This window comes from Shewanella sp. SM20 (assembly GCF_025654545.1).
Lineage (GTDB): Bacteria > Pseudomonadota > Gammaproteobacteria > Enterobacterales > Shewanellaceae > Shewanella > Shewanella oncorhynchi.
Genome location: NZ_JAKKRK010000009.1, coordinates 70280 through 92491, shown reverse-complemented (window position 1 = coordinate 92491; position 22212 = coordinate 70280). Strand labels below are relative to the sequence as shown.

At 43.8% G+C, this 22212-nt stretch carries 18 protein-coding genes; 8 read left to right on the top strand and 10 right to left on the bottom strand.

The genetic code is table 11. The features are described from left to right. The first annotated feature begins 40 nt into the window (after positions 1-40). A complete protein-coding gene (locus tag L5M18_RS05945) occupies positions 41-658 on the top strand; it encodes a hypothetical protein (protein WP_306682922.1) in 618 nt (205 codons plus the stop codon). Positions 659-929: 271 nt separating this feature from the next. Here the strand turns inward: L5M18_RS05945 and L5M18_RS05940 are convergent, their stop codons facing one another. The 4 genes from L5M18_RS05940 to dauA all read right to left on the bottom strand — a co-directional run bounded on the left by L5M18_RS05940 (position 930) and on the right by dauA (position 5973). Then, positions 930-2183 (bottom strand): sensor domain-containing diguanylate cyclase, encoded by a 1254-nt coding sequence (locus L5M18_RS05940; RefSeq protein ID WP_263196213.1) that lies wholly within the window; start codon positions 2181-2183, stop codon positions 930-932. A gap of 163 nt (positions 2184-2346) precedes the next feature. Next, the gene (gene purK / locus L5M18_RS05935) at positions 2347-3450 is read right to left on the bottom strand and encodes a 5-(carboxyamino)imidazole ribonucleotide synthase (protein ID WP_263196211.1); all 1104 of its coding nucleotides are present in this window, start codon (positions 3448-3450) and stop codon (positions 2347-2349) included. Then, positions 3450-3941, bottom strand: coding sequence for a 5-(carboxyamino)imidazole ribonucleotide mutase (gene purE / locus L5M18_RS05930; RefSeq protein ID WP_028760937.1), 492 nt, complete (start codon positions 3939-3941; stop codon positions 3450-3452). Before purE ends, purK begins: the two co-directional genes overlap by 1 nt. Positions 3942-4209: 268 nt before the next feature. Beyond that, a complete protein-coding gene (gene dauA, locus L5M18_RS05925) occupies positions 4210-5973 on the bottom strand; it encodes a C4-dicarboxylic acid transporter DauA (protein ID WP_263196209.1) in 1764 nt (587 codons plus the stop codon). Positions 5974-6205: 232 nt separating this feature from the next. Between dauA and L5M18_RS05920 the strand changes: the two genes are divergently transcribed. The 4 genes from L5M18_RS05920 to L5M18_RS05905 all read left to right on the top strand — a co-directional run bounded on the left by L5M18_RS05920 (position 6206) and on the right by L5M18_RS05905 (position 10219). Next, complete coding sequence (locus tag L5M18_RS05920) at positions 6206-8071, top strand: vWA domain-containing protein (RefSeq protein WP_263196207.1); 1866 nt, start codon at positions 6206-6208, stop codon at positions 8069-8071. A gap of 45 nt (positions 8072-8116) precedes the next feature. Further along, entirely contained in the window at positions 8117-8722 is a 606-nt protein-coding gene (locus L5M18_RS05915; protein WP_263169547.1) for a sigma-70 family RNA polymerase sigma factor, read from the top strand. Further along, entirely contained in the window at positions 8715-9446 is a 732-nt protein-coding gene (locus tag L5M18_RS05910) for a hypothetical protein (RefSeq protein WP_263196205.1), read from the top strand. Before L5M18_RS05915 ends, L5M18_RS05910 begins: the two co-directional genes overlap by 8 nt. Before the next feature lie 236 nt (positions 9447-9682). Beyond that, entirely contained in the window at positions 9683-10219 is a 537-nt protein-coding gene (locus tag L5M18_RS05905; RefSeq protein WP_105249947.1) for a hemerythrin domain-containing protein, read from the top strand. 312 nt (positions 10220-10531) lie between these two features. Here L5M18_RS05905 and L5M18_RS05900 read toward each other — a convergent pair whose 3' ends face one another. From L5M18_RS05900 to L5M18_RS05880, 5 genes are all read right to left on the bottom strand, one after another. Beyond that, a complete protein-coding gene (locus L5M18_RS05900) occupies positions 10532-10717 on the bottom strand; it encodes a DUF3545 family protein (protein ID WP_006080618.1) in 186 nt (61 codons plus the stop codon). A gap of 216 nt (positions 10718-10933) precedes the next feature. After that, a complete protein-coding gene (pgi, locus tag L5M18_RS05895; protein WP_105249946.1) occupies positions 10934-12571 on the bottom strand; it encodes a glucose-6-phosphate isomerase in 1638 nt (545 codons plus the stop codon). 19 nt (positions 12572-12590) lie between these two features. Further along, positions 12591-13547, bottom strand: a complete 957-nt coding sequence (gene tal, locus L5M18_RS05890) for a transaldolase (RefSeq protein WP_105249945.1) — start codon at positions 13545-13547, stop codon at positions 12591-12593. A gap of 250 nt (positions 13548-13797) precedes the next feature. Continuing rightward, positions 13798-14907, bottom strand: a complete 1110-nt coding sequence (locus tag L5M18_RS05885; protein WP_028760930.1) for an OmpA family protein — start codon at positions 14905-14907, stop codon at positions 13798-13800. A 238-nt stretch (positions 14908-15145) separates the two neighbouring features. Continuing rightward, positions 15146-17512, bottom strand: coding sequence for a phosphoketolase family protein (locus L5M18_RS05880; RefSeq protein ID WP_105249944.1), 2367 nt, complete (start codon positions 17510-17512; stop codon positions 15146-15148). Between the two features lie 428 nt (positions 17513-17940). Here L5M18_RS05880 and L5M18_RS05875 point away from each other — a divergent pair, with 428 nt between their 5' ends. Both L5M18_RS05875 and yaaA read left to right on the top strand, forming a co-directional pair. Then, the gene (locus tag L5M18_RS05875) at positions 17941-19383 is read left to right on the top strand and encodes an alanine/glycine:cation symporter family protein (protein WP_113941318.1); all 1443 of its coding nucleotides are present in this window, start codon (positions 17941-17943) and stop codon (positions 19381-19383) included. Positions 19384-19512: 129 nt separating this feature from the next. After that, a complete protein-coding gene (yaaA, locus tag L5M18_RS05870) occupies positions 19513-20286 on the top strand; it encodes a peroxide stress protein YaaA (protein ID WP_131525270.1) in 774 nt (257 codons plus the stop codon). Positions 20287-20351: 65 nt separating this feature from the next. On the opposite strand, the gene L5M18_RS05865 is transcribed toward yaaA, so the two are convergent. Next, positions 20352-21755, bottom strand: a complete 1404-nt coding sequence (locus tag L5M18_RS05865) for a M28 family metallopeptidase (protein WP_131525271.1) — start codon at positions 21753-21755, stop codon at positions 20352-20354. A 136-nt stretch (positions 21756-21891) separates the two neighbouring features. On the opposite strand from L5M18_RS05865, the gene L5M18_RS05860 reads away from it, so the two are divergent. Next, positions 21892-22188 (top strand): ArsR/SmtB family transcription factor, encoded by a 297-nt coding sequence (locus tag L5M18_RS05860; RefSeq protein WP_006084975.1) that lies wholly within the window; start codon positions 21892-21894, stop codon positions 22186-22188. Positions 22189-22212 lie beyond the last annotated feature (24 nt).

Genomic DNA, 22212 nt, shown 5'->3' with positions numbered 1-22212 from the left:
CATCATGGCGCGAGCTAACTTTCCAAAGAACATGATATTAATGAATAAGTTCTCCGCTATCTTACTCTGCGCAAGTCTCGGCATCTTGTCAGGTTGTGCGACATCTCCGCCTAAGTCTCCCGAAAATTTGTGTGAGATATTTCAAGAACACCGAGATTGGTACGATGCCGCTAAAGATGTCCGTGATAAATGGGGTGTGCCAGTGCATGTGCCGTTAGCTATGATGTATCAAGAGAGCTCATTCAAGCACAATGCCGCGCCACCGATGGAATACTTTTTAGGTTTTATCCCTATTGGCCGTGCTAGTGATGCCTATGGATATGCGCAGGCTAAGACCATGACGTGGGATGATTATGTGCGTGAGACGGGAAACAGTTGGTCGAGCCGCAGTGATTTCGATGATGCCTTGGATTTTATGGGCTGGTTTATTAGCAAAACCCATAAGATAAATGGCGTATCTAAATGGGATGCGCGGGCGCAGTATCTTAATTATCACGAGGGCTGGGGCGGTTATCGCCGTGGTAGTTACAAATCTAAGGCGTGGTTAGTGAAAGTGGCGAACAAGGTGGATGCGAGGTCGAAACGCTACGCGGCTCAATATAAAACCTGCCAAGAAGATTTAGATTCATCTTGGCTGTGGCGTTTATTTTTTGGTTAAGATTACGTTTTTATATCATTGTCAGCCACTTAAGTGAGAATGGCTGACTGTCGGTGTTCAATTTAGATATTTAATCGAGATAGCTAATTGAGATAGCTAATTGAGATAGCTAATTGAGATAGCTAATTGAGATAGCTAATTGAGATAGCTAATTGAGATAGCTAATTGAGATAGCTAATCGAGATAGTAAACTCAAATCTTCAACTTCGACGCTTACTGATTGTTGATATTAGCCTTTTGACATCGGCTGTAGCACCTGACTTCAATTGATTTATTGCGCTTTCACTGCGAAGGTTTCTAATGCCTGAATGGCTTTTTTCTTCGCACGCTTTTGCTCATACATAGCATGATCTGCAGTCTTAAAGGATTGATACCAATCGGCTTCGAAGGGGGCAATACCAAAACTAAAACCTAGGCTAAGCTCTGAACCTTGATTCAAGGTTTTGCGCATATCATCTAAGTCCTGTTCAATTTGAGCTAACGGCCCATGGCATAAAGCGACAAACTCATCGCCACCAAAACGGGAAATAATGCCTTTATTTTGCCAATAGGCGAGCATGGCGGTGGCTGTTCGCTTGATGGCAACATCACCCATCTGGTGCCCATAGGCATCATTAATGGACTTGAGATTGTCCATATCGATAATAATTAAAAAACTGCCTAAGTGAGGCTTGGGCTGCCAGTGGTGCAGTTCATCTTCAAAATTCTTTCGATTATAAAGTCCTGTTAATGGATCAAAATTGGCTAGTTTAGTAATCTGCAGTGACTTCTGATAGAGCGCAATGGCATTGCTAGCTTCGTGAGTTAGGATAGAGACAAGATTGCGGTCGTAATCGCTAAAGGCGCCAATGCTACTGCTATCGAGATTGAGCATGGCATACAGTTTGCCATCAATACGAATAGGGCTAGACAGGGTTGAGCGTATCGGCTGCTTTGACACTGAGAGTAACACTTTTTGATCATCTTCCGTTAAAGTGCTAGCCGCATTGATATTCTTCATATCATTGATGACCACCACTTGATCGCATCTCCCTTCAGTGAGTCGATATTCAAAAGTTTGCTCTAAGGTAAAATCCAGTTGTCTGAGCTTTGCTAAATCGAGCCCCACGACAGATTCAAAATACAGTTTATTATTCACCTCGTTGATTTTAATGATGCTGCCCATTTCGGCACCATTAATCACGTACACGGCTTTATTGAGTAAGGCGTCCAGAAAGGCATGCTCATTTTTATAATGACTAGAGAGATGGGCGAGTTCATAGATGGCATCGTTGATGGTGACGACTTGCTCTAAATGCTGCCATAGTCGAGTTAAACGACCCTGATGCAAATAGTAAATTAGGCTGTAGGCAAAAATATAAATGATGCAAACAAACAGTAAGGGCAGGATAGTCCAATTTTCTGTGGGTGCATTAAAGATAAACAGCAGGATGAATAGACATATCGGCACTATAAGCAGTAGCAGATGATAGCGATAATCTAAGCGATCTATGGTCTTACGTTTGAAATTATCCCTTAATTTCACTCGACTATTCCTTTATCTGTGTCATTGCTAGTAATCATTGAATGCTATACATCACTAACGTATTCACACTGAGTTCAGTTAAGTATATAACGAAAATTGAAATATAAACTGATATGAAACTGTGAACAATTTCATATCAGTGATTTTGGTACTAAATACTGAATTAACGCGAATTTTCTGCGTATTCGGCCAATATCCAAGCTAATGGTGCTTGGTATTGGATTGGCATCCAAGTTTGCAGTGCGGCTATGCTCTGGTTGAGCACAGTTTGATTTGGCACTGATAGGTTTAAATGTCCGACTTTACGACCCGGGCGAACTTCTTTGTTGTACCAGTACAACTCAGCATTGGGCAAACTTAACCAGCGAGGGTCATTATCGATACCAATAAGGTTGACCATAACACACTGAAAATTCACTTGTGGCTGTGGGATCGCAATTCCGCAAAGTGCTCTAAGATGCAGCTGGAATTGATCCATATGGGTTCCGGCTTGGGTCCAATGGCCAGAGTTGTGCACTCGCGGTGCCAGCTCATTCACCAATAACTCATCACCAACACGGAAGCATTCCATCGCCATTACACCAACGTATTCAAGCTCGTGCATAATGGCGCTGAGCATAGTTTCGGCTTGGGCTTGCAAGGGGGTTAAGCGTGCCAGTGGCGAAATCGACGCCATTAAAATACCGTCCTGATGCAAGTTCAGCGTCAGCGGATAAAACACGCATTCGCCTTTGCGAGTACGCACGCCAACCAATGATACTTCTTCATTAAAATTAATCGCTTGCTCAGCAATTGCAAGGTTACGCCAATCGTTTGGAATATCGCCCACTTCGGCTTGTTTAAGCCAATGTTGACCTTTACCGTCATAACCACCGGTACGGCGTTTCATCAAGACTCTAGGACCATAATGTTGATACAGGGTATCGACTTGGGTGTTATCGTCGACTAAGGTCCAAGGCGCCGTGGGAACGCTGAGCTGGTCGAGTAGACTCTTTTGGCTAAAACGGTCGGCTAAACGGCTAAATACCGGACCATTAACAAAATGGGGGTGTGAGCTGAGTTGTAAACTCAGGGCGGACTCTGGCCACTGTTCGCGCTCGGCGGTAATAATGTCGTGGGGCGCGAGTGGCAGAATGTCATCCGTAGGTGTCATGATATCGACGGCGTTAACTTCAATCGCTAATGGCTCACCAGCGTGGGTCAACATGGCGCCCAGCTGACCATTACCTAATACCCAAACCTTAGGTTTAGTGTTTGTCTGGGTCATTAGACTTCCCTCGGGTCTGGATTGTCCAGTACCGCACGGGTCTGTTCTTCTCTGAAAGCGTCAACACGAGCCGCTAATTCTGCATCGTTATTCGCAAGGATTTGGCAGGCCAATAATCCCGCATTGAATGCGCCCGCTGTACCTATGGCTAAGGTGCCGACTGCGATGCCTTTTGGCATTTGAACGATGGACAATAAGCTATCCATGCCGGATAGGGCTTTACTTTGGACTGGTACACCTAATACGGGTAAGCGAGTTTTAGAGGCAATCATACCGGGTAAGTGCGCTGCACCACCGGCGCCACCAATGATGATTTTAAAACCACGTTCGGCGGCAGAGGCTGCAAACTCCATGAGTTTATCTGGCGTTCTATGGGCGGAAACCACTTCAACATGATAAGGCACTTGCAGTTTATCCATTATCTCAGCGGCAGCTTCCATCGTGGGCCAATCACTTTTAGAACCCATAACAACAGCAACAAGGGCTTGCATGATAACTCCTTAACTCACTAATTTTAATTATATTTTGACCTTGTTTCAGGTCTAGGTACAGTTGATGCTTGTCTCGCCGTCATCGGTAGCTAGCATCATGGCGCTGAATAATACCATGATCCTAGCGATTTCTGCCCGTTTTTGCGTGTGAAAAAACGTCTTTCGCGGCGATGAATAGGTGAGGTGATGGAGCAATAAAAAAGACCAACACTGAGGTTGGCCTTTGAGATAAGTCAGCAACATTAAGCCCTGAGATCGTGCTACTGGTTTACTGTGTCTGCTTATCCGCAGTGATTTCAGTTTGCTGAGTGATAACTGGCGCTTCTGTCATTGCCTCACGTAGGGTCGAGTAAAACTTCAATACACCTTCAATTGGCTGGATCTTCGCTCTCGCCAGCGTTCGGATGGGCTGGAACTGCAGATCGGCGATAATGAGCTTAGTTTTATTCGCTTTGCATTTTTCAATCAGTTTCGTCAGTGCGGCTAATCCTCCCGCATCCAGAATAGATACTCCATCGAGATAAAGCACTATCACTTGTTTATCTTCGGTGAGACTCGCGATTTCGGAGAAAATGCGGTCAGCAGCAGCGAAGAATAGCGGCCCGTTAATTTTGAGGACAGCCCAATCGGCAGGTAGCTCTTGATCCACATAACGCTTGTTGGTGCTGATATCGTAAAGCTTTGTCATCTCGGCAATTTCTTTCATAAACAGCAAGGCAGCAAGGATAATTCCCACACTGATGGCGATCACCATGTCGAAAATAACCGTTAATGAAAAGCAACTGACAAAAACCATGATATCGCTGGTGGGCGCAGTTTTAATTAAATGCAGCGCTTTGTGGGCTTCACTCATGTTCCAAGCCACAACAAGTAGCAGGGCTGCCATGGCTGACATGGGCAAATAAGCTAATACGCCCGCTAAGGCGACTAAACCAATTAAGACTACTATGGCGTGGATCATGGCCGCTATCGGGCTCTGAGCGCCCGCTTTGACGTTTGCTGCGCTACGGGCAATTGCTGCAGTGGCCGGAATACCACCAAAAAACGGCGTGATGATATTACCTATACCTTGCCCTAGTAATTCACTGTTGGCACTGTGACGTTTACCTGTCATGCCATCGAGTACCACTGCACAAAGTAGTGATTCAATTGCGCCTAACATGGCAATGGCAAAGGCGGCAGGTAATAAGGCTTGAAAGGTCGCGAGATTAAACTGAAAGGCTTGGCCATTCGCGCCAGCTTGCAGCCAAGGCCATTCGAAACTGGGTAATACGGCAGGAATTCCCATGCCTGTGGTGCCATCACTCAGTTGATAGTGAAAACGGGTTCCTATGGTTTCTATATCTGCACCCATGGCATTGAGAACCAAGGCGAACATAGTGCCGAGTATGATTGCCGGAAGGTGTGCTGGCACGGGTGTTTTGAGTTTTGGCCAAAGTAGCATAGTCGCTAAGGTCGCGGATGCTACCAGTAGGCTAGGTAAATGCAGCGAGGGTAGCGCTTGAGCTAATGTCATCAACTTAGCCAGATATTGCTCTGGCATCTGGGCTATCTCGAGTCCGAAAAAATCTTTGAGCTGCAAGGTAGCGATGACGACACCTATCCCCGCGGTAAAGCCTAAGGTGACGGATTCAGGGATATACAAAATTAATCGGCCAAGTCGCAGCATTGCCATGCCGACGAGTATCATTCCGGACATCACAGTCGCGATTAATAATCCTGCTAAACCAAACTGTTGGGCTATCGGATAGAGCAATACTACGAATGCCGCTGTCGGGCCTGACACGCTATAACGTGAGCCGCCAGATATGGCGATAATAAAACCGCCGACAATCGCAGTGTATAAACCGTATTGAGGTGCAACTCCACTGGCAATGGCTAATGCCATTGCTAACGGAATGGCAATAATGCCGACAGTGAGACCTGCAAGAAGATCTTGCCCAAAACGTTTAAACGAATACTTATCCTTCACGCAAGCTTCTGTGAGTGCGTGGGCGATTCTTAGGGAAAACAAATGAGCTGAGTGTGACACGAGTGGGTCCCATAGCGAGGCGAGTAACAAGCTTCTATTTTAGTGACCTGATACAAGGCGCAGTGTGAGCTTGATTGCAAAAACGATTGAAAATACTTTGTTTTGTATAAATAGTGTGCTTGGAGGCTGTTTGATTCTCATTTAAGAGTGGTTTGTAAAATATTTTGATACTTTAACCCTTTTAGTCATTTGCGCCGTTTACAGCCTTAGGTCAACATCAAAGGCATTCAACATGAAAACAATATACTCCCAGAAAACCATTGCACATTCCTTATTATCTTGGGGAAGCGTCAGCATATCGGCGAGCAATAGCGCAGCTTTATTCTTAGTCATGCTGAGTTTAACGGCCTGTGGCGGTAAAGGCTCTGAGGCTCAACAACGACAAGCGGAGCTGCAAGCCGAGCAGAGTCATAAAGAAGTGTCACTGCGCCGTGCTGAAATGCGTGATGCTGCTAAGATGGCCAGAGTCGCGGCACCGATGCAAATGTCTACCCATGGTGCAGTGATGGGAATGAACATAGCTCCAATGCCGTCAGACTATGCTGCGATTCCGTTAGCACAAAATAAATTCGAGCCGCTGGTGCAAAATGGCATCATGGTGGCAGGAGAAATCCCAGTATCGACGTTTTCCATCGATGTCGATACTGGCAGTTATGCCACCTTAAGGCGGATGCTGAGGGAAGGGCGCTTGCCCGAGAAAGGTACAGTCAGAGTCGAGGAAATGCTCAATTATTTTTCCTACGATTATCCCTTACCTGCTAAAAATGCCGCGCCGTTTAGCGTTACGACAGAGCTTGCTCCATCCCCTTATAACGATGACATGATGCTGTTACGGATTGGTCTTAAAGGGTATGACTTACCTAAATCTCAGTTAGGCGCCAGTAACTTAGTCTTTTTGCTCGATGTGTCAGGTTCTATGGCATCTGCCGATAAATTGCCTTTACTGCAAACAGCGTTAAAGCTGCTAACAGCGCAGTTAAGCGCGCAGGATAAAGTTTCTATTGTGGTTTATGCTGGAGCGTCCGGTATCGTCCTCGATGGCGCGTCGGGGAATGACACTCAAACTTTAACCTATGCGTTAGAGCAATTGAGCGCAGGTGGTTCAACCAATGGTGGGCAAGGAATCACACAAGCCTATCAATTGGCGAAAAAGCATTTTATCCCCCATGGTATTAATCGAGTCATCCTTGCGACTGATGGTGATTTCAACGTTGGTATGACAGATTTTGATGATTTGATTGCTTTGATTGAGAAGGAAAAAGATCATGGTATTGGCCTGACAACCTTAGGGTTCGGTTTGGGGAATTACAACGATCAACTCATGGAGCAATTAGCGGATAAGGGCAATGGTAACTATGCCTATATCGATACCCTGAATGAAGCTCGAAAAGTGCTGGTGGACGAGTTAAGTTCAAGCTTGTTCACTATTGCTAAAGACGTCAAAGTGCAAGTGGAGTTTAATCCGGCCTTAGTGTCTGAGTATCGTCTAATCGGTTATGAGAATCGTGCTTTAGCACGGGAGGATTTCAACAACGATAAGGTGGATGCGGGCGAAATTGGCGCGGGTCATACAGTGACTGCCTTATATGAATTAAGATATGTTGAAGCAGGGCAGATGGCGAATGATAAACTCAGATATGGCGTTGATGCTCAAACGGGGCAAGAAAAATACAGCCGTGAAGAAATCGCTTTCCTTAAACTGAGATACAAGTTGCCAGAACAAACACAGAGTCAGTTACTGAGTTATCCCATCAGGTTAGACCAAAATGTTAAGCTGTTAGAACAAGCGAGTGATGATTTTAGATTTGCAGCAGCGGTTGCAGGATTAGGGCAATTACTGAATGGCAGCCATTATCTACATCAATTTGATTATACTAAGTTAAGCCAGTTAGCACGTTCGGCATTCGGGGACGATCCCTTTGGATATCGCCATGAGTTTGTGCAATTAATGGAAACCGCCGCGGCCATAGAGCAATCTAATCATGTGCCGATTAAGAAGGTATTCGATGGTACGGATAAACCTTTTCCTCCCCAAGATAAGCTTCATGGCGAGCCTGTGAGAGACAAGAGCAATACGCGCAATGAGAGATTACAATAGTAAAAGTAAATTCGTGGGGCTAACCCCAATGACGAGGAATTTCCCGTGGCATTAGCAATAGCGCAATTATCAAACCATGAGCACTCAGATGAGCAATTGATGTTGTGCTATGCCAAGGGCGATTCAAAAGCATTTGAACAGTTATACCTGAAGCACAAAGGTGCACTCTATCGCTACTTTGTACGCCAGTTAGGTGATAAGCAGTTAGCTGAAGATTTGTATCAAGAAACCTGGGGGCGGGTGATCCGCGCTGCGGCTAACTATGAAGCCAGTGCTAAGTTTACTACCTGGTTGTATCGTATCGCTCATAACTTATTGATTGATCATGTACGGGCGGTTAAGCCCGTGGATTTAGTCGCTACTGATGAAGATGATGCCGGACTCGATACTTTTGTGGCGGGTGAGCAAGATAAGCCCGATGTGCAGTGGCAAGAAGCGCAAAAGAGCTTATTGCTAAAGGCATGTATCGCACTGTTACCCCAAGTTCAGAAAGAGGCATTTATCCTGAATATTGAAATGGGTTTTACGGCTGCCATAATTAGCGACATTGCGGGCGTGACCTTAGAAGCGACTAAAAGCCGTATTCGTTATGCTTACCAAAGCCTAAAAGATTGTGTCAGCGCGAAATGGCAGGAGGCGGGTCATGAGTAATTCTTCAAGTGCTGATGAGCGCGCATTACAACAGGAAGTGCTGGCTTGGTATCGCCAACAGGCCTTAGAGGTTCCACCGCAGCAACTCGATCAAGATATCTTACAGCTGGCGCAAACTCACTTAGCTGAAATGCATCAAAGCAAAATAACCGCCGTTGAAGCGCCAAGTTCCGTTTGGCGACGCCATCCTTGGGCGTTATCGAGCGCGGCATCGTTAGTGCTTGTTGTTGGTCTGCTGGTGCTGAATCGACCTCAAGTCGAAGATGCACTTGCTCCAAGTCCTATGGTGATGAGTGCCCCTGCGCCACAAACAATGACAAGAATGGCTGATACTGAAGCGATGCAATCTTTAAACATGCAAACAGAAGCCGTGGCTGAACATAAAAGACAGACGGAAATGCAGCAAGCTAAAGCCGCATTGGGAGCAACTGAGCAGCAGGATGTAATTAGCCCCGCTATCGCTGCAAGGTCTATGAATGCACCAAGATTATCTGAGCCTGCTGAAATCAACCAAGTGTCATTGACTGAGTATTTACATCGGTTACAAGTCCTTATCGAAGCGAAGGAGATTGAGCAAGCATTCGTGCTTGAACAAAAACTGCTCAAGGATTACCCGTATCTTGCAGTTAAGGATGTCGATGAAGCGCAGCAAATCGAATCGCAGCAAGTATTAAGACTTGAGTTTAAAAAGCTACAACAGCAATTACATCAGCTTGCCAAATGACTATGTGGTTGTGGTATTTACGAATAAAAAAGTGATTAGAAATCGCAAAGTGGTGAGATAAACAGCTAAATTTCCCTGAAATATGCCGAGACGTGCTAATGTTTGTGGTCTGTTTACTGTTTGGTATGTGATTTACTTGATCAACGTCATAAAGTGAACAGGTTTTAGCCTGTTATATTGGTGTTAGTTCACGACTTGGCTAGTATCAATAGTCAGACCCATATTCAGGAGGCATTATGCTTAAAAGACTCATGCATGATCATAAACATATAGCTGTATTGCTAAATGTTTTAAAAAACAAGCAAATGAAACTATCCGAAGGTGAGTCAATCAACTTCAGCGTCGTGCGCGATATTGTTGAATATATGCAAGGATATGCTGAACGTTGCCATCATCCCATTGAAGACATTATTTATGCCTACTACCTAGCCCATAAAACGAACGATACTATCGATAAATTGAGTGCCGAACATGAGTCGGTGATCCAATCCTCGGCGACCTTGATGGCGACTTTAAACTTGATCCTCAGTGATATTGTGGTTGCCCGCGAGAAACTGATTGTTGACTTTGCAGAGTATGTCGCATTGCAAGAGCGACATATGCAGATGGAGGAACGGGAAATATTTCCTTTGTTAGCCAAAAGCTTAACTGAGCAAGATTGGCAAGTTATTGAGTTAGAGTGTCAGAAATCGCTGATCGATGATCCTTTGTTTCTGGATCGAGAGCAGAAAGAATTTGAAGATTTACGGGTTTATCTCACAGCGTCTGACTAATACTCTTTAGTTTATTGGGCCCATGTTGTGGGCTTGATCTGGTGTTTTTATACAGCTAATGAGCACATCTTTTATTCAGACAGCTATGTCTCGTGAGCCAAAGTTGGTTGGGATTTGTAAAGCATTATCGGTGTCGATGACGTTGGTTTTTATCGTAACTTACTGGTTTTTGATGTGTTTTTTAAAGCTCCGGCTCGTAAGGTCATACCCCGCTTATATTCTGTTTGCTTCAATAGTTGTAAATAAAAAAAGCGCCGAAGGGCGCTTTTCTATTCATGTTTGAAATGATAACTAGCTCATATAAACATGTAATTACAACTGGATAGCATCAATGTCGTAGTTAAAGTTATTATCGATTTCTTGGAGTTCTTTGAGCAAACGATGCTTATCTTTTAACGCTTCGATCTCACGCCATTTACGCTTTTTATTGGAGCCTCGCGAACGATCGGGTCTTTCAACGACTTCATCTAGCGCACAACCATAATCTAAACGATCCATGGCAACCTCCTGTTGTTGTATGTTTTGTCAGCGATTAAATAACATATTTTTAAAACAGGGTGCAAGAATTATGTTTCATTTGTGTTAAGTTGAAATGAACTTTGAGTGATATGTCATTGATGTTATATGCAGAAGTAGAGCGGAGTTAAGCAGGAAAATTTAATAAAAAGAACGGGGTAGAATTAAAAAGCCAGCAATTGCTGGCTTTTTGTTCGATTAGATTTTGCCTTGTCGATAAAGGTTAATCAATGCGTTGCTTGAGGCATCTAAAGCATCGGAATCTTGCTCTGCGCCAATGCGTGCTAACACATCGTTACCGAGATTCTTACCGAGTTCTACACCCCATTGATCGAAGGAGTTGATATCCCAAATAGCACCTTGAACGAAGGTTCTATGTTCATACAAGGCAATTAAAGCGCCTAGGGTACTTGGAGTGAGCTTATCCATAAGTAAGGTATTGCTCGGCTTGTTACCAGGCATGACTTTATGTTGAGCGATCAGCTGCTTCTCTGTGGCGGATAATGCGCTATTAGCAAGTTCGGCTAAAGCTTCATCAAAAGTACGACCTTGCATTAAGGCCTGGGTTTGACCGAAGCAGTTTGACGCTAATTGGTCATGGTGCTCACCGATAGGATTATGGCTTTGCAGCGGCATAATGAAATCGGCAGGGATTAGTGCGGTACCTTGATGTAATAGCTGGTGGTAGGCATGTTGGCCATTAGTGCCTTCGCCCCCCCAAATGACGGGACCTGTGCTGTAGTCAACATCAGTACCATTTAAGGTGACTGACTTACCGTTACTTTCCATATCGAGCTGCTGGAAATAAGCGGGTAAACCACGTAGGTAATGATCGTAGGTTAATACGACATGGGACTGAGCATTAAAGAAGTTTCCGTACCATAGGGAGAGTAACCCCATGATAACCGGCATATTCTCAGTCAGTGGCGCTGTGGCGAAGTGCTCATCCATCTGATGCGCACCCGTGAGTAGAGCCCTGAAGTTATCCATACCGATCAAAAGTGTAATCGGCAAGCCAATCGCTGACCAGAGAGAGTAACGGCCACCAACCCAATCCCACATAGGGAAAATATTGTTTGCATCGATACCAAAATCTGTCGCTTTTGCTACGTTTGAAGTGACTGCGACAAAGTGTTTTGCTACATCAGACTGCAAACCGCCTTTCGCCAGGAACCAGTCTCTTGCGGTGAGGGTATTAGTTAAGGTTTCCTGTGTCCCGAAAGATTTGGATGACATGATGAACAAGGTCGTTTCAGGATCCAATAACTTCAGCTTCTCACTAATAGAAGTCCCGTCGACGTTTGCCACAAAGTGACAATTTAATTCGGGGTTCCAATAAGGGCGCAACGCTTGAGAGACGATTTTGGGGCCAAGGAAAGAGCCGCCAATACCAATACTTACAATATCGGTTATCGCTTTACCTGTGTAACCTTTCCATTGACCTGACGTCACTGAGTTCACAAACCCTTGCATCTTATCTAGAGTTTGTTGAACTTCAGGAACTATGTCTTGACCCTCGGCAATAATCGATTGTTCTGCAGTACTACGAAGCGCTGTGTGCAGTACGGCGCGCTTCTCTGTGGTGTTAATGATTTCACCTGCAAACATCGCTTTGATTTTTGCTTCAAGTTGGCTATTGCTTGCCAACGCAAATAACAGATCCAGTGTTTCCGCTGTTGCTCTGTTTTTAGAGTAATCCAGTAATAAACCACAGGCTGATAGCGACATTTTATTGAAACGTGCTGTGTCAGTTGCAAACAATTCCCGCATATGCGGAATATTTTTACTGTGTGCTGATAAAGCTTGCCATGTTGAGCTTTGGGTCAAGAGTGTCATTTCACCGTCTCCAGAGTGCTTAGTTCGCGAGCTTAGCCGTGAGCATGACTTCGAGCTTACCTTGGTCTATCGCAAAGTTTCGAATGCCTTCGGCAAGCTTATCAACCGCCATTGGATCTTGGTTAAAGTCCCAACGGAATTGCGCTTCAGTCAATGGGGGTTCTGCAGCGACAGTGGTCGTTGCTGCAACCAGTTTAGGTGTGATGTCAACTTGCGCATTAGCCAGTTCTTCTAATAGAGAAGGGCCAATGGTCAGACGATCGCAACCTGCTAGCTCAATAATTTCACCGATATTACGGAAACTTGCACCCATAACAACAGTGTCAAAACCGTGTTGTTTGTAGTAGTTATAAATTTCAGTCACTGAAATGACACCAGGGTCATTTACGGCATTGTAATCTTTACCCGTATCTTTTTTGTACCAATCAAGTATGCGGCCTACAAAAGGAGAAATGAGATAAGCACCCGCTTCGGCACACGCACGCGCTTGAGCAAAGCTAAATAGTAGGGTTAAGTTGCAGTTGATGCCTTCTTGCTCTAGTTCTTTAGCGGCACAAATGCCTTCCCAAGTTGAAGCGAGTTTGATCAGAATGCGTGATTTATCTACACCCGCTTCTTTATATAGGCGAACCAATTTATGGGCTTTAGCGATTGATTTTTCTTTATCGAATGATAAACGGGCATCAACTTCAGTTGAAATACGGCCAGGAACGAGTTTCAGTATTTCTACGCCGATATTGACCGCTAGTTTGTCGCTGGCATCATCAAGTTGCTGCACGAGATCGGTACTTTGTGATTTTGCCCAGTCGATAGCGTTATCTATAAGGGATTCATATTCAGGAATTTGAGCCGCTTTCAAGATGAGTGATGGATTAGTGGTCGCATCTTCAGGTTGGTAGCGTTTAATCGCTTCGATGTCGCCTGTGTCAGCGACGATAGTGGTATATAACTTGAGTTGCTCTAATGTATTGGCCATGAAAAACATCCTTCTCAGGTAGCAGTTTTAACTCGGAATTCACTGATGACTATTAGAAGCGATTTTGCCAACTTTTCCAACCTTGAATGTAAAAAAATTACAAAAATGACAATTTTATGTCTATTAAGGTATGGCTCGAGCTACGGGCTATCATCTTGGCTGCAGTAGAGGGCGTCGCTTGTCCTAGTGTATACCCCACAAAAACAAAAAGTCGCTGCAAGCAGCGACTTTTTTACTTCAGTAAGTACTATTACTTCAGAACAGGTTGTTTTGTTGTGGTAGTCACGATAGCTTCGATGCGACGGTTCGCAGCGTGAGCTTCTTTTGAATCACCAGCAACCAATGGCTGAGTAACACCGTAACCGTTAGAAGTTACGCGGCTTCCGCTGATACCATATTTCTCTACAAGAATCTTGGCAACGGCGTCAGCACGTTTGTCAGACAATTCCATGTTGTATTCTGGTTTACCTACATTTGAGGCGTGACCTGCGATTTCAACAGTGAAAGCTGGGTTTTTGTTCAAATAGTTAGCTAATCTTTCGATGTCTTTGTAGTAAACATTTTTAACTACAGCAGAATCGTTAGCAAACTGGATTGAACCTACGTCTTCTTTGTTCTTCACGTTTTCATAGATAGTACAGCCAACAGAGTCAACTTTGTGAGTTGCTGGTGTTGCTGGACATTGATCTTTGTCGTCGTAAACGCCATCGTTGTCAGAATCAACCGGTGCTGCTGCAACGACTGCTGCGGCAACTGGAGCTGCTGCAACTGGAGTTCCGAAACGGTAGCTCAGTTCTAGACCCCAGTAGTTGCTATCAGCTTCAACAATATTGTAATCATCATTTAAGTTTTCATAACGACGATATTTAGCTTGTAATTTTAAGTTGTCAGTGAAGTTATAACCAACACCAGCACCTAAATATGGAGCAAAATCATTTGTACTGTATTTGCTCGACGTTACACCATTGTTTTGGCTGTTTTCGAGTGAATAGTACATTGCACCAGCTTCAGCTGATAGGCTCCAGCGGTTAGCTAGTGGCCAAATACCAACTAGACCAAGTGTAGAACCTTTTACGCTTGCATCATTGCTGATACCCGCTGCGTTCCAATCTGCATTACCTAAATCACGGAAGCCGATTTCAGCACCGAAGTAATCGTTGAACATGTAGCCTGCGAAAACATCCCAAGCGTATGGACTGTCTTCACCGTTCTGAGTGGCAACGTGCTCATAGTTATTAACGCCTAAACCGGCACCAACATACCAAGGTGTAAGTTCCTGAGATGCGCTGGCTGCGAGTGGAAGCAGAGATGTCAGTAATACTACTTTTAATGTGTTCTTCATCATTTTATTTACGTCCATTGATTATGATTCTCCACCAATATGCTTTGCTGGTTTTGTGCAAAACATTGCTAGCACTTAGTGTGGGGATCCTTTGATATTTTAGCCAGCGGTTAATTATCACTTGGTTTGTTAACTTTTTCCAGTATTAAGATCAACCTTTTAAGGGTTGTCATTCTGTAACTGGTATTTTTAATGCAAAAAAGGCACTCCGAAGAATGCCTTTAAATTACAATCTAATGTTAATTAAATGTTTCTATTAGCGTGTCCATACCCAATTTTCGATTTCCACTGGGTCTACACCATTCGCTTTAATATAGTTGCGGTGGTCAACTAATCTTTGCAGCATATCAGTGGTAATAGAGACGTGCATAGTTTCATCAATAACACCCTGTTGGAACAGCTTGTAAGCCATATCAATTACAAGGTGATAGCGTGATGTACCGTTACGAACACCCATATCAAATGGCGTTGTTGTTGAACCTTCTTCTTCGTAGCCTTTAATTCTGAAGCGACGGCTGCCTTTGTAATCAAAAATTAACTTTTTGATTGTATTTGGGTAACCATGGTAGTTGAATACCACGCCTTTATCTTGAGTAAATATTTCGTCCATTAACCAAGGTTTTTCTTTAAATTTACGGCTACCTAAGCCATCACTGCTTAATTCAGTGACACTAACGAAGCGGATTTTCACTCTTGGAAGGAGTTCTCTGATTAATACTAGAGAAGCCATACATTCTTGAGTGACATAATCACCACAACCTGCCAGCACAATATCGGGATTCTCATCTGAGGCAAAATCCCACACCATTACGCCGTCTTTTGTTTGTTTACGCGCTTCTTCCAAGCTTAGCCATTGTGGTAATTCTTTTTTACCTGCAACCAGAATATTGAGTTTGTCACGGTCAGCGAAGGCTCGCTCTGTATAAACCAATGTGCTGTTGGCATCTGCGGGTAAGTAAGCCGAGATTATTTTTGGATGTTTCTCCAGCATAGCCCCAAGGAAAGATGGGTTTTGATGTGAATAGCCATTATGATCTTGGCGCTCAAGTAATGAAGATAATACGACATTACAGGCTGGCAGTGGCTTACGGAAATGTACGCCTTGGCTGGCGTAGACATATTTACAGTACTGATCGGCCATCGATGAGATAACTTGTGAGAATGCTTCGTAGGTGGGTAGCATGCCGTGGCGGCCTGTTACTGTGTAACCATGTAGCATGCCAAAAAGTAAGTTTTCAGAAAGCAGTTCAATGACTCGACCTTCACGGGACATATCTTCATCCCAACTCTCAATTGGCCACTGCCATGCACGATCGGTTTCTTCAAATACAGCTTGTAGTTGATTTGAATAGGTTTCGTCAGGGCTAAAAATACGTAGATTACGTTGGTCGCGGTTTAACTTGAATGCATCGCGCATCCATTCGCCCATTTTTAGCATTGAATAGCCACGTTGACCACGTGGTACTTCTGGGCCATAGCTGAGTTTTTCAAGATCTGGATTGGTTAATGCTCTAACAACTTCTCCGCCATAGGTTAAATGTTGACGGCCACAGGCAAGTTGTTTGGGTGGGATTAATGAACAAATATCGGCATCAAAAATCAGTTCGCCTTTTTCATTCATTTGGTAGAGTTCTTGGAAGTCGTAACTGGCAAGCCAATTATCCAGCGCATCTAAATGACCCTTATCAGTGGCACATTTATTGACGATTACTTGATGCGATTCGCAGTTACCTTCTAATTTCTTACCTTTATATTCACTGACACCAGTCCAACCTTTGGCTGTACGCATTAAAATGACTGGCCATTTTGGTTTAACTACATCTTCGCCACTGCGTGCTCGACGTTGAATGTCATTGATCATGGTATAAGCGGTATCCATGGCATTTGTCATCTGCACATAGATATCTTCTTCTAATTCGTTATCAACTATGATGGGGAAATAGCCAAGACCACGGAATTCAAGATCCAGTTCTTCATGGCTCATACGTCCCATGCGGGTAGGACCGGAAATCTTATAGCCGTTAATATGCACAATTGGCAATACTGCACCGCTGGTCGCTGGTGAAACTAAGCGGTTTGCATACCAAGATGCGGCTAATGGTCCCGTTTCTGCTTCGCCGTCACCAATTAAGACGGTTGCGATCAGATCTGGATTATCTAATACTGCCCCCCAGCCTACTGAGAGTGAGTAGCCTAATTCGCCACCTTCAAGAATTTGTCCTGGTGCTTCAGGGTTTGCATGTGAAGGATAACCATAAGCGGCAGAAAACTTCTTACAAATATCTTCGATGCCAGTTTCATTGTAGGGAATAGTTTCTGGATAGAAATGACTTAAAGAGCCTTCAATGAATAAGTTTGCTTGTACAGCGGGAAAACCATGGCCTGGACCGACTAAATAGATAAAAGAGCGGTTATGCTTCACTATCAAGCGGTTAATGTTGGCATAGACAAAGTTAATACCTGGGCAGGTACCCCAATGGCCAAGTAAACGTGGCTTGATATCAGTATGGGCAAGTGGACGTTTATGTAAGACGTTTTGTTTGAGGTAAATTTGCGAGGTCGCAAGAAAGTTTGTCGCTCTGACATACTTTTTCAGAGCATTGATTTCATGTATTTGTGTCATGTTAAGCCTCACTAAAACAAACAAGAGATGATTGAAGTTTCTATGGGGTTACTATATTTGTAGTTTTATTACAAAAATGTGCCCTACATCCAAATTTTAAAAGTTGTTTTTGCTGTTAAAAATAATAGCGCAACTTAGGCCTTTTGTTAATCTAGCTTTAACAGTAGCTTAGCTAGTGTTGTAAGACGTGATGTCAATGACGTTTAACTGTGCAAACGCGAGCTTGATCACATGAGCAATTTCGAATACTGTGCTATTTTGCTGCGTTGAATTCGGTAGCCGTGATGTTGTAAATTCACGGAAGGATAATTTGAAAAAATAAATCTACCGAAATTCTTACCTTTAACTTGGAAGGATTCATTCACCACAGATGTTGTACCTTTAATTACAATTAGAGGAGCATTTGCTACGGGAAGAAGTAAAATAATATGTTAGAAACCATAGTTAATTTTTTGAATGCGCTACTTTGGGGTAAGTTGTTAGTATATGGACTAGTAGGAGCTGGTCTCTATTTCACCATTAGACTTGCCTTTATTCAGTTAACCCACTTTAAACATTCCATCAAAGTTATGACCATGAGTCGGCAAGGTTGCGATAGCGGTCTTTCTTCATTTCAAGTCTTTTGTACGAGTATGGCAGCCCGTGTCGGTGCTGGTAATATGGCCGGTGTCGCTGTTGCTATTGGTGCTGCGGGTCCAGGTGCAGTATTTTGGATGTGGCTTATCGCTATTTTAGGTATGGCGACTGCTATGGTTGAATCAACCTTAGCGCAGGTTTATAAAGTCCGAGATCATAATGGCCAGTTCCGCGGTGGTCCTTCCTACTACATGGAAAAAGGATTGGGTCAGAAATGGATGGGCATTTTATTTGCTGTCTTTTTGATCATTGCTTTTGGTTTAGTATTCAATGCAGTACAAGCTAACACTATTACCGGTGCCATGGAGCGAGTATTTGGTTTTAATCCAACCTATGTAGGGATTGGGCTAGTTATTGCCAGTGGATTTGTGATTGTCGGTGGTCTACGTAAAGTCGCGCGAGTATCTGAATTTCTTGTCCCCATTATGGCCTTAGCCTACATTCTTGTAGCCTTCATTATCGTTATTTTCAACCTAGAACAATTACCTGCGATTATTAGCTTAATTGTGAAAAGTGCTTTTGGTTGGCAAGAGGCTGCCGCTGGCGGCGTGGCTTATACTGTCGCGCAGGCAATGCAAGCGGGTATTGCTCGTGGACTTTTCTCGAATGAAGCGGGTATGGGCAGTGCGGCGAATGTCGCGGCAAGTGCATCGCCTAACCCTAATCATCCAGCATCCCAAGGTTTTGTGCAGATGATGGGCGTGTTTGCGGATACTATCGTTATCTGTACTGCAACGGCTGCGATAATCCTGCTATCAGGGGATATTGGCTCGAGTGATGATGGGATTCGATTAACCATTAATGCCATGTCTGCACATGTTGGCGACTGGGGTGGCGCATTTATTGCGGTGGCTATTTTCTTATTCTGCTTTACATCCATCATAGCCAATTACTCATACGCTGAAACAAATGTGATGTATTTAATGGGAAATAGTACCAAAGCACTGCCCTTATTCCGTTTGTGTGTGCTTGGCATGGTCATGTTTGGTGCCGTCGCTAAGATAAGTTTAGTGTGGAACTTGGCTGACGTTTCGATGGGGTTGATGGCGACGGTAAACATTGTTGCTCTATTACTATTATCGGGTCTGGCAATTCGCGTTATTAATGATTATCGCGAACAGATCAACGCGGGTAAGACTCCAGAATTCGATCGTAGTAAATTTCCTGAGTTGATGGATCAGCTTGATGATGATATTTGGCAAGATACCAGTCTTGTGCCGGCTAAAAAGCTTTAATTAGCCTAGCGCATCGACAATAGGCATTACTGATTGTTGTAATCGAAAAGACCACGCTGTTAAAGCGTGGTTTTTTTATGCTCGTTCAGTATCATAGGCATATATTTTTGTTTCTGTTGGGAGTTTTTGATGTTGATATTGGTTTCGCCGGCGAAGACCTTAGATTTTGAACAGCCGCCACTGACGCAGGTGTATTCACAACCTGATTTTTTAACTTATAGTCAGGAGTTGATCCAAGTGTGTCGGCAATTGACCCCTACAGACATCGCCACTTTAATGAAAGTGAGTGATAAAATTGCGGGTTTAAATGCGGCACGTTTTGGGGAGTGGCGGCCAGATTTTAGTTTAGATAATGCAAAACAGGCCATTTTTGCTTTTAGAGGCGATGTGTATACTGGCTTTGATGCTGATACATTGTCTGAAGATGAAATTGCTCGAACTCAGTCACAACTACGTATTTTATCTGGACTTTACGGTTTGCTCAGACCGCTGGATTTAATTATGCCTTATCGTTTAGAAATGGGCACGGCACTTTCTAATCCTAAAGGTAAAAACCTATATGAGTTTTGGGGAGAGACGTTAACTCAAGCGGTAAATGAAACGCTTGCTGAAACGAGTAGTGATATTATTGTCAATCTTGCATCTAATGAATATTTTAAAGCAATAAAGCCTAAAAAACTTCAAGGGCAATTAATTTCACCCATATTTAAAGATTGTAAAAATGGCCAATATAAAGTGATCAGTTTTTTTGCTAAGCGTGCTAGAGGCATGATGGCGAGATATCTCATTACGCATCAAATTAACACTTTAGATGAATTAAAAGCATTTAATGTTGCTGGTTATTATTATAGTGAAGAGCAGAGTTCCCTAACAAATCCAACGTTTTTACGTGAAGAGCAATAGCGAAATATCGATAAGATGTTAATTGATAGAGAACAGCTAATGCTGTTCTCTATATCATTGATGGCCTATTTTTCAGATTGGGTGACTAAAGGCGTTAATGTCACCGTTGAATTTGCCATGATATAAGCAAATTGTGCGTAGGCGGCGACGTTTTGAGCCAATGCGGCAGGGTCGATTTTATCTAAAGTATCATTCGGTGTGTGATGGTAATCGAAATAATCGTGGCCATCTTGCCTCAGAGATGCAACTGGAACACCTAATGCGGGGAGCATAGATACGTCTGGCCCACCAGAAGCTTGGTTATTGCCCAGTGCAACGCCATTGAATGACATAGGGCTGAGCGCCTGCTGTACTTCGGTGAATATGTTCTCATTCACTTTAGTATCGATTTGATAAATTCTACCGGCCCCAAAATCAGACTCTGCAGCTATGTAGTGCAGCGGTAATTCAGCTTTATGAGCCTCTGCATACGCTTTACCACCAACGAGCCCAACTTCTTCAGCGGCATATAGCACGACTCTAACAGTGCGAGCGGGTTTTATGGGGAGATCTTGAATATGCTTGGCTGCAGCCGTCACAATGGCGACACCAGCGCCATCATCAATCGCGCCAGTACCCTCATCCCAGGAATCTAAATGAGCACCAATGAGCACTATTTCATTGGGCTTACTACTGCCCGTTACTTCGGCAATGACATTGTAGGAAGTATTAAAACCTAAGTTTTTTGGCGACATATGCAATTCGAGCAGGGCATTAGGATCGCGTTTTAGCAATGCACCAACCAAATCTGCATCGGGATTTGACATGGCAGCCGCGGGGATCTTAGGCACGCCATCTTGGTAGCGCATGATGCCAGTATGGGCCATGCGGTCATGATCTGTGCCAATAGAGCGGATCACGATAGCAACTGCGCCTTTTTGTGCTGCAGCGACTGCCCCTTTCGAGCGGCCACCAACGCTTTTACCATAACCTTCACCAGTGATATGGCGCTCTGTTTTTTGGTCAATAAAAACAATCTTACCTTGCACCTCTTCAGGCTTGGCTTGTTGTAATGCCTCTAGGCTATCAAAGCGCGCGATTTTAGCTTGTATACCTCCAGCAGGAGTCGCAATACTGCCACCAAGCGCAGTAATGACCAACGGCTGTTCTACAGGGACGGTGATTTTGGCTTTGGCTTCACCGCGCTCCCAAATTGGCACTTGTACGGCTTCTTTATAAACACGGTCAAAACCAAGGCTGGTCAGTTTATTTATCGCCCAGTTAACGGCGAGGATATCTTTTGGGCTTCCAGCAAGTCTTGGACCCACTTCAACCGTGAGTGACTCGACTAAGTCATAGCTTAATTGCGAAGATAATGCTGCCTGTTGTAATTGAATGACTTCACTAGGGGCAGTTTCTACTTGAGTTTGGCACGCACTTAAACTCCCGATTAAAAGACTCGAGAGAAGTGTAGTTTGATAGGGCTTCATTAGATTTCCTTTATTTTTATTAAGCATGTCCCATTTTTAAAAACAATCTAGCAAAAAGTGTGCTTTATGTCCCGACTATATCCGTAAGGCGACGCTATATTAGCGCAGGGGTTAGTTTTAGGAGAGAAAGTGCGTAATGAATATTGAATTAATGCAGGAGCGAGCCGATCATGCCGTAGTGCTATTAAAGGCACTCGCGAACGAACGCCGTTTATTTATTCTTTGTTATTTATTGAATGAAGGAGAAATGTGCGTTGGCGAAATGAATAAAAAATTAGGCTTAAGTCAATCGGCACTATCACAACATCTTGCTTGGTTACGCAAAGATAATTTAGTAACCACACGCAAAGAAGCGCAAACGGTATTTTATTCACTCAAGAGTGATGAAGTACGGGAGATGATTCACTTATTGAACAACATTTATTGTCATTAATAGTGTTTTTCAGATATAAAAAAA

Bases quoted from the DNA above. Each gene is read 5' to 3' on its own strand.
- L5M18_RS05945 (WP_306682922.1), top strand. From the start codon at position 41: ATGAATAAGTTCTCCGCTATCTTACTCTGCGCAAGTCTCGGCATCTTG.
- purK (WP_263196211.1), bottom strand. From the start codon at position 3,450: ATGACCCAGACAAACACTAAACCTAAGGTTTGGGTATTAGGTAATGGT.
- purE (WP_028760937.1), bottom strand. From the start codon at position 3,941: ATGCAAGCCCTTGTTGCTGTTGTTATGGGTTCTAAAAGTGATTGGCCC.
- L5M18_RS05920 (WP_263196207.1), top strand. From the start codon at position 6,206: ATGAAAACAATATACTCCCAGAAAACCATTGCACATTCCTTATTATCT.
- L5M18_RS05910 (WP_263196205.1), top strand. From the start codon at position 8,715: ATGAGTAATTCTTCAAGTGCTGATGAGCGCGCATTACAACAGGAAGTG.
- L5M18_RS05905 (WP_105249947.1), top strand. From the start codon at position 9,683: ATGCTTAAAAGACTCATGCATGATCATAAACATATAGCTGTATTGCTA.
- L5M18_RS05900 (WP_006080618.1), bottom strand. From the start codon at position 10,717: ATGGATCGTTTAGATTATGGTTGTGCGCTAGATGAAGTCGTTGAAAGA.
- pgi (WP_105249946.1), bottom strand. From the start codon at position 12,571: ATGACACTCTTGACCCAAAGCTCAACATGGCAAGCTTTATCAGCACAC.
- tal (WP_105249945.1), bottom strand. From the start codon at position 13,547: ATGGCCAATACATTAGAGCAACTCAAGTTATATACCACTATCGTCGCT.
- L5M18_RS05885 (WP_028760930.1), bottom strand. From the start codon at position 14,907: ATGGACGTAAATAAAATGATGAAGAACACATTAAAAGTAGTATTACTG.
- L5M18_RS05880 (WP_105249944.1), bottom strand. From the start codon at position 17,512: ATGACACAAATACATGAAATCAATGCTCTGAAAAAGTATGTCAGAGCG.
- L5M18_RS05875 (WP_113941318.1), top strand. From the start codon at position 17,941: ATGTTAGAAACCATAGTTAATTTTTTGAATGCGCTACTTTGGGGTAAG.
- yaaA (WP_131525270.1), top strand. From the start codon at position 19,513: ATGTTGATATTGGTTTCGCCGGCGAAGACCTTAGATTTTGAACAGCCG.
- L5M18_RS05865 (WP_131525271.1), bottom strand. From the start codon at position 21,755: ATGAAGCCCTATCAAACTACACTTCTCTCGAGTCTTTTAATCGGGAGT.
- L5M18_RS05860 (WP_006084975.1), top strand. From the start codon at position 21,892: ATGAATATTGAATTAATGCAGGAGCGAGCCGATCATGCCGTAGTGCTA.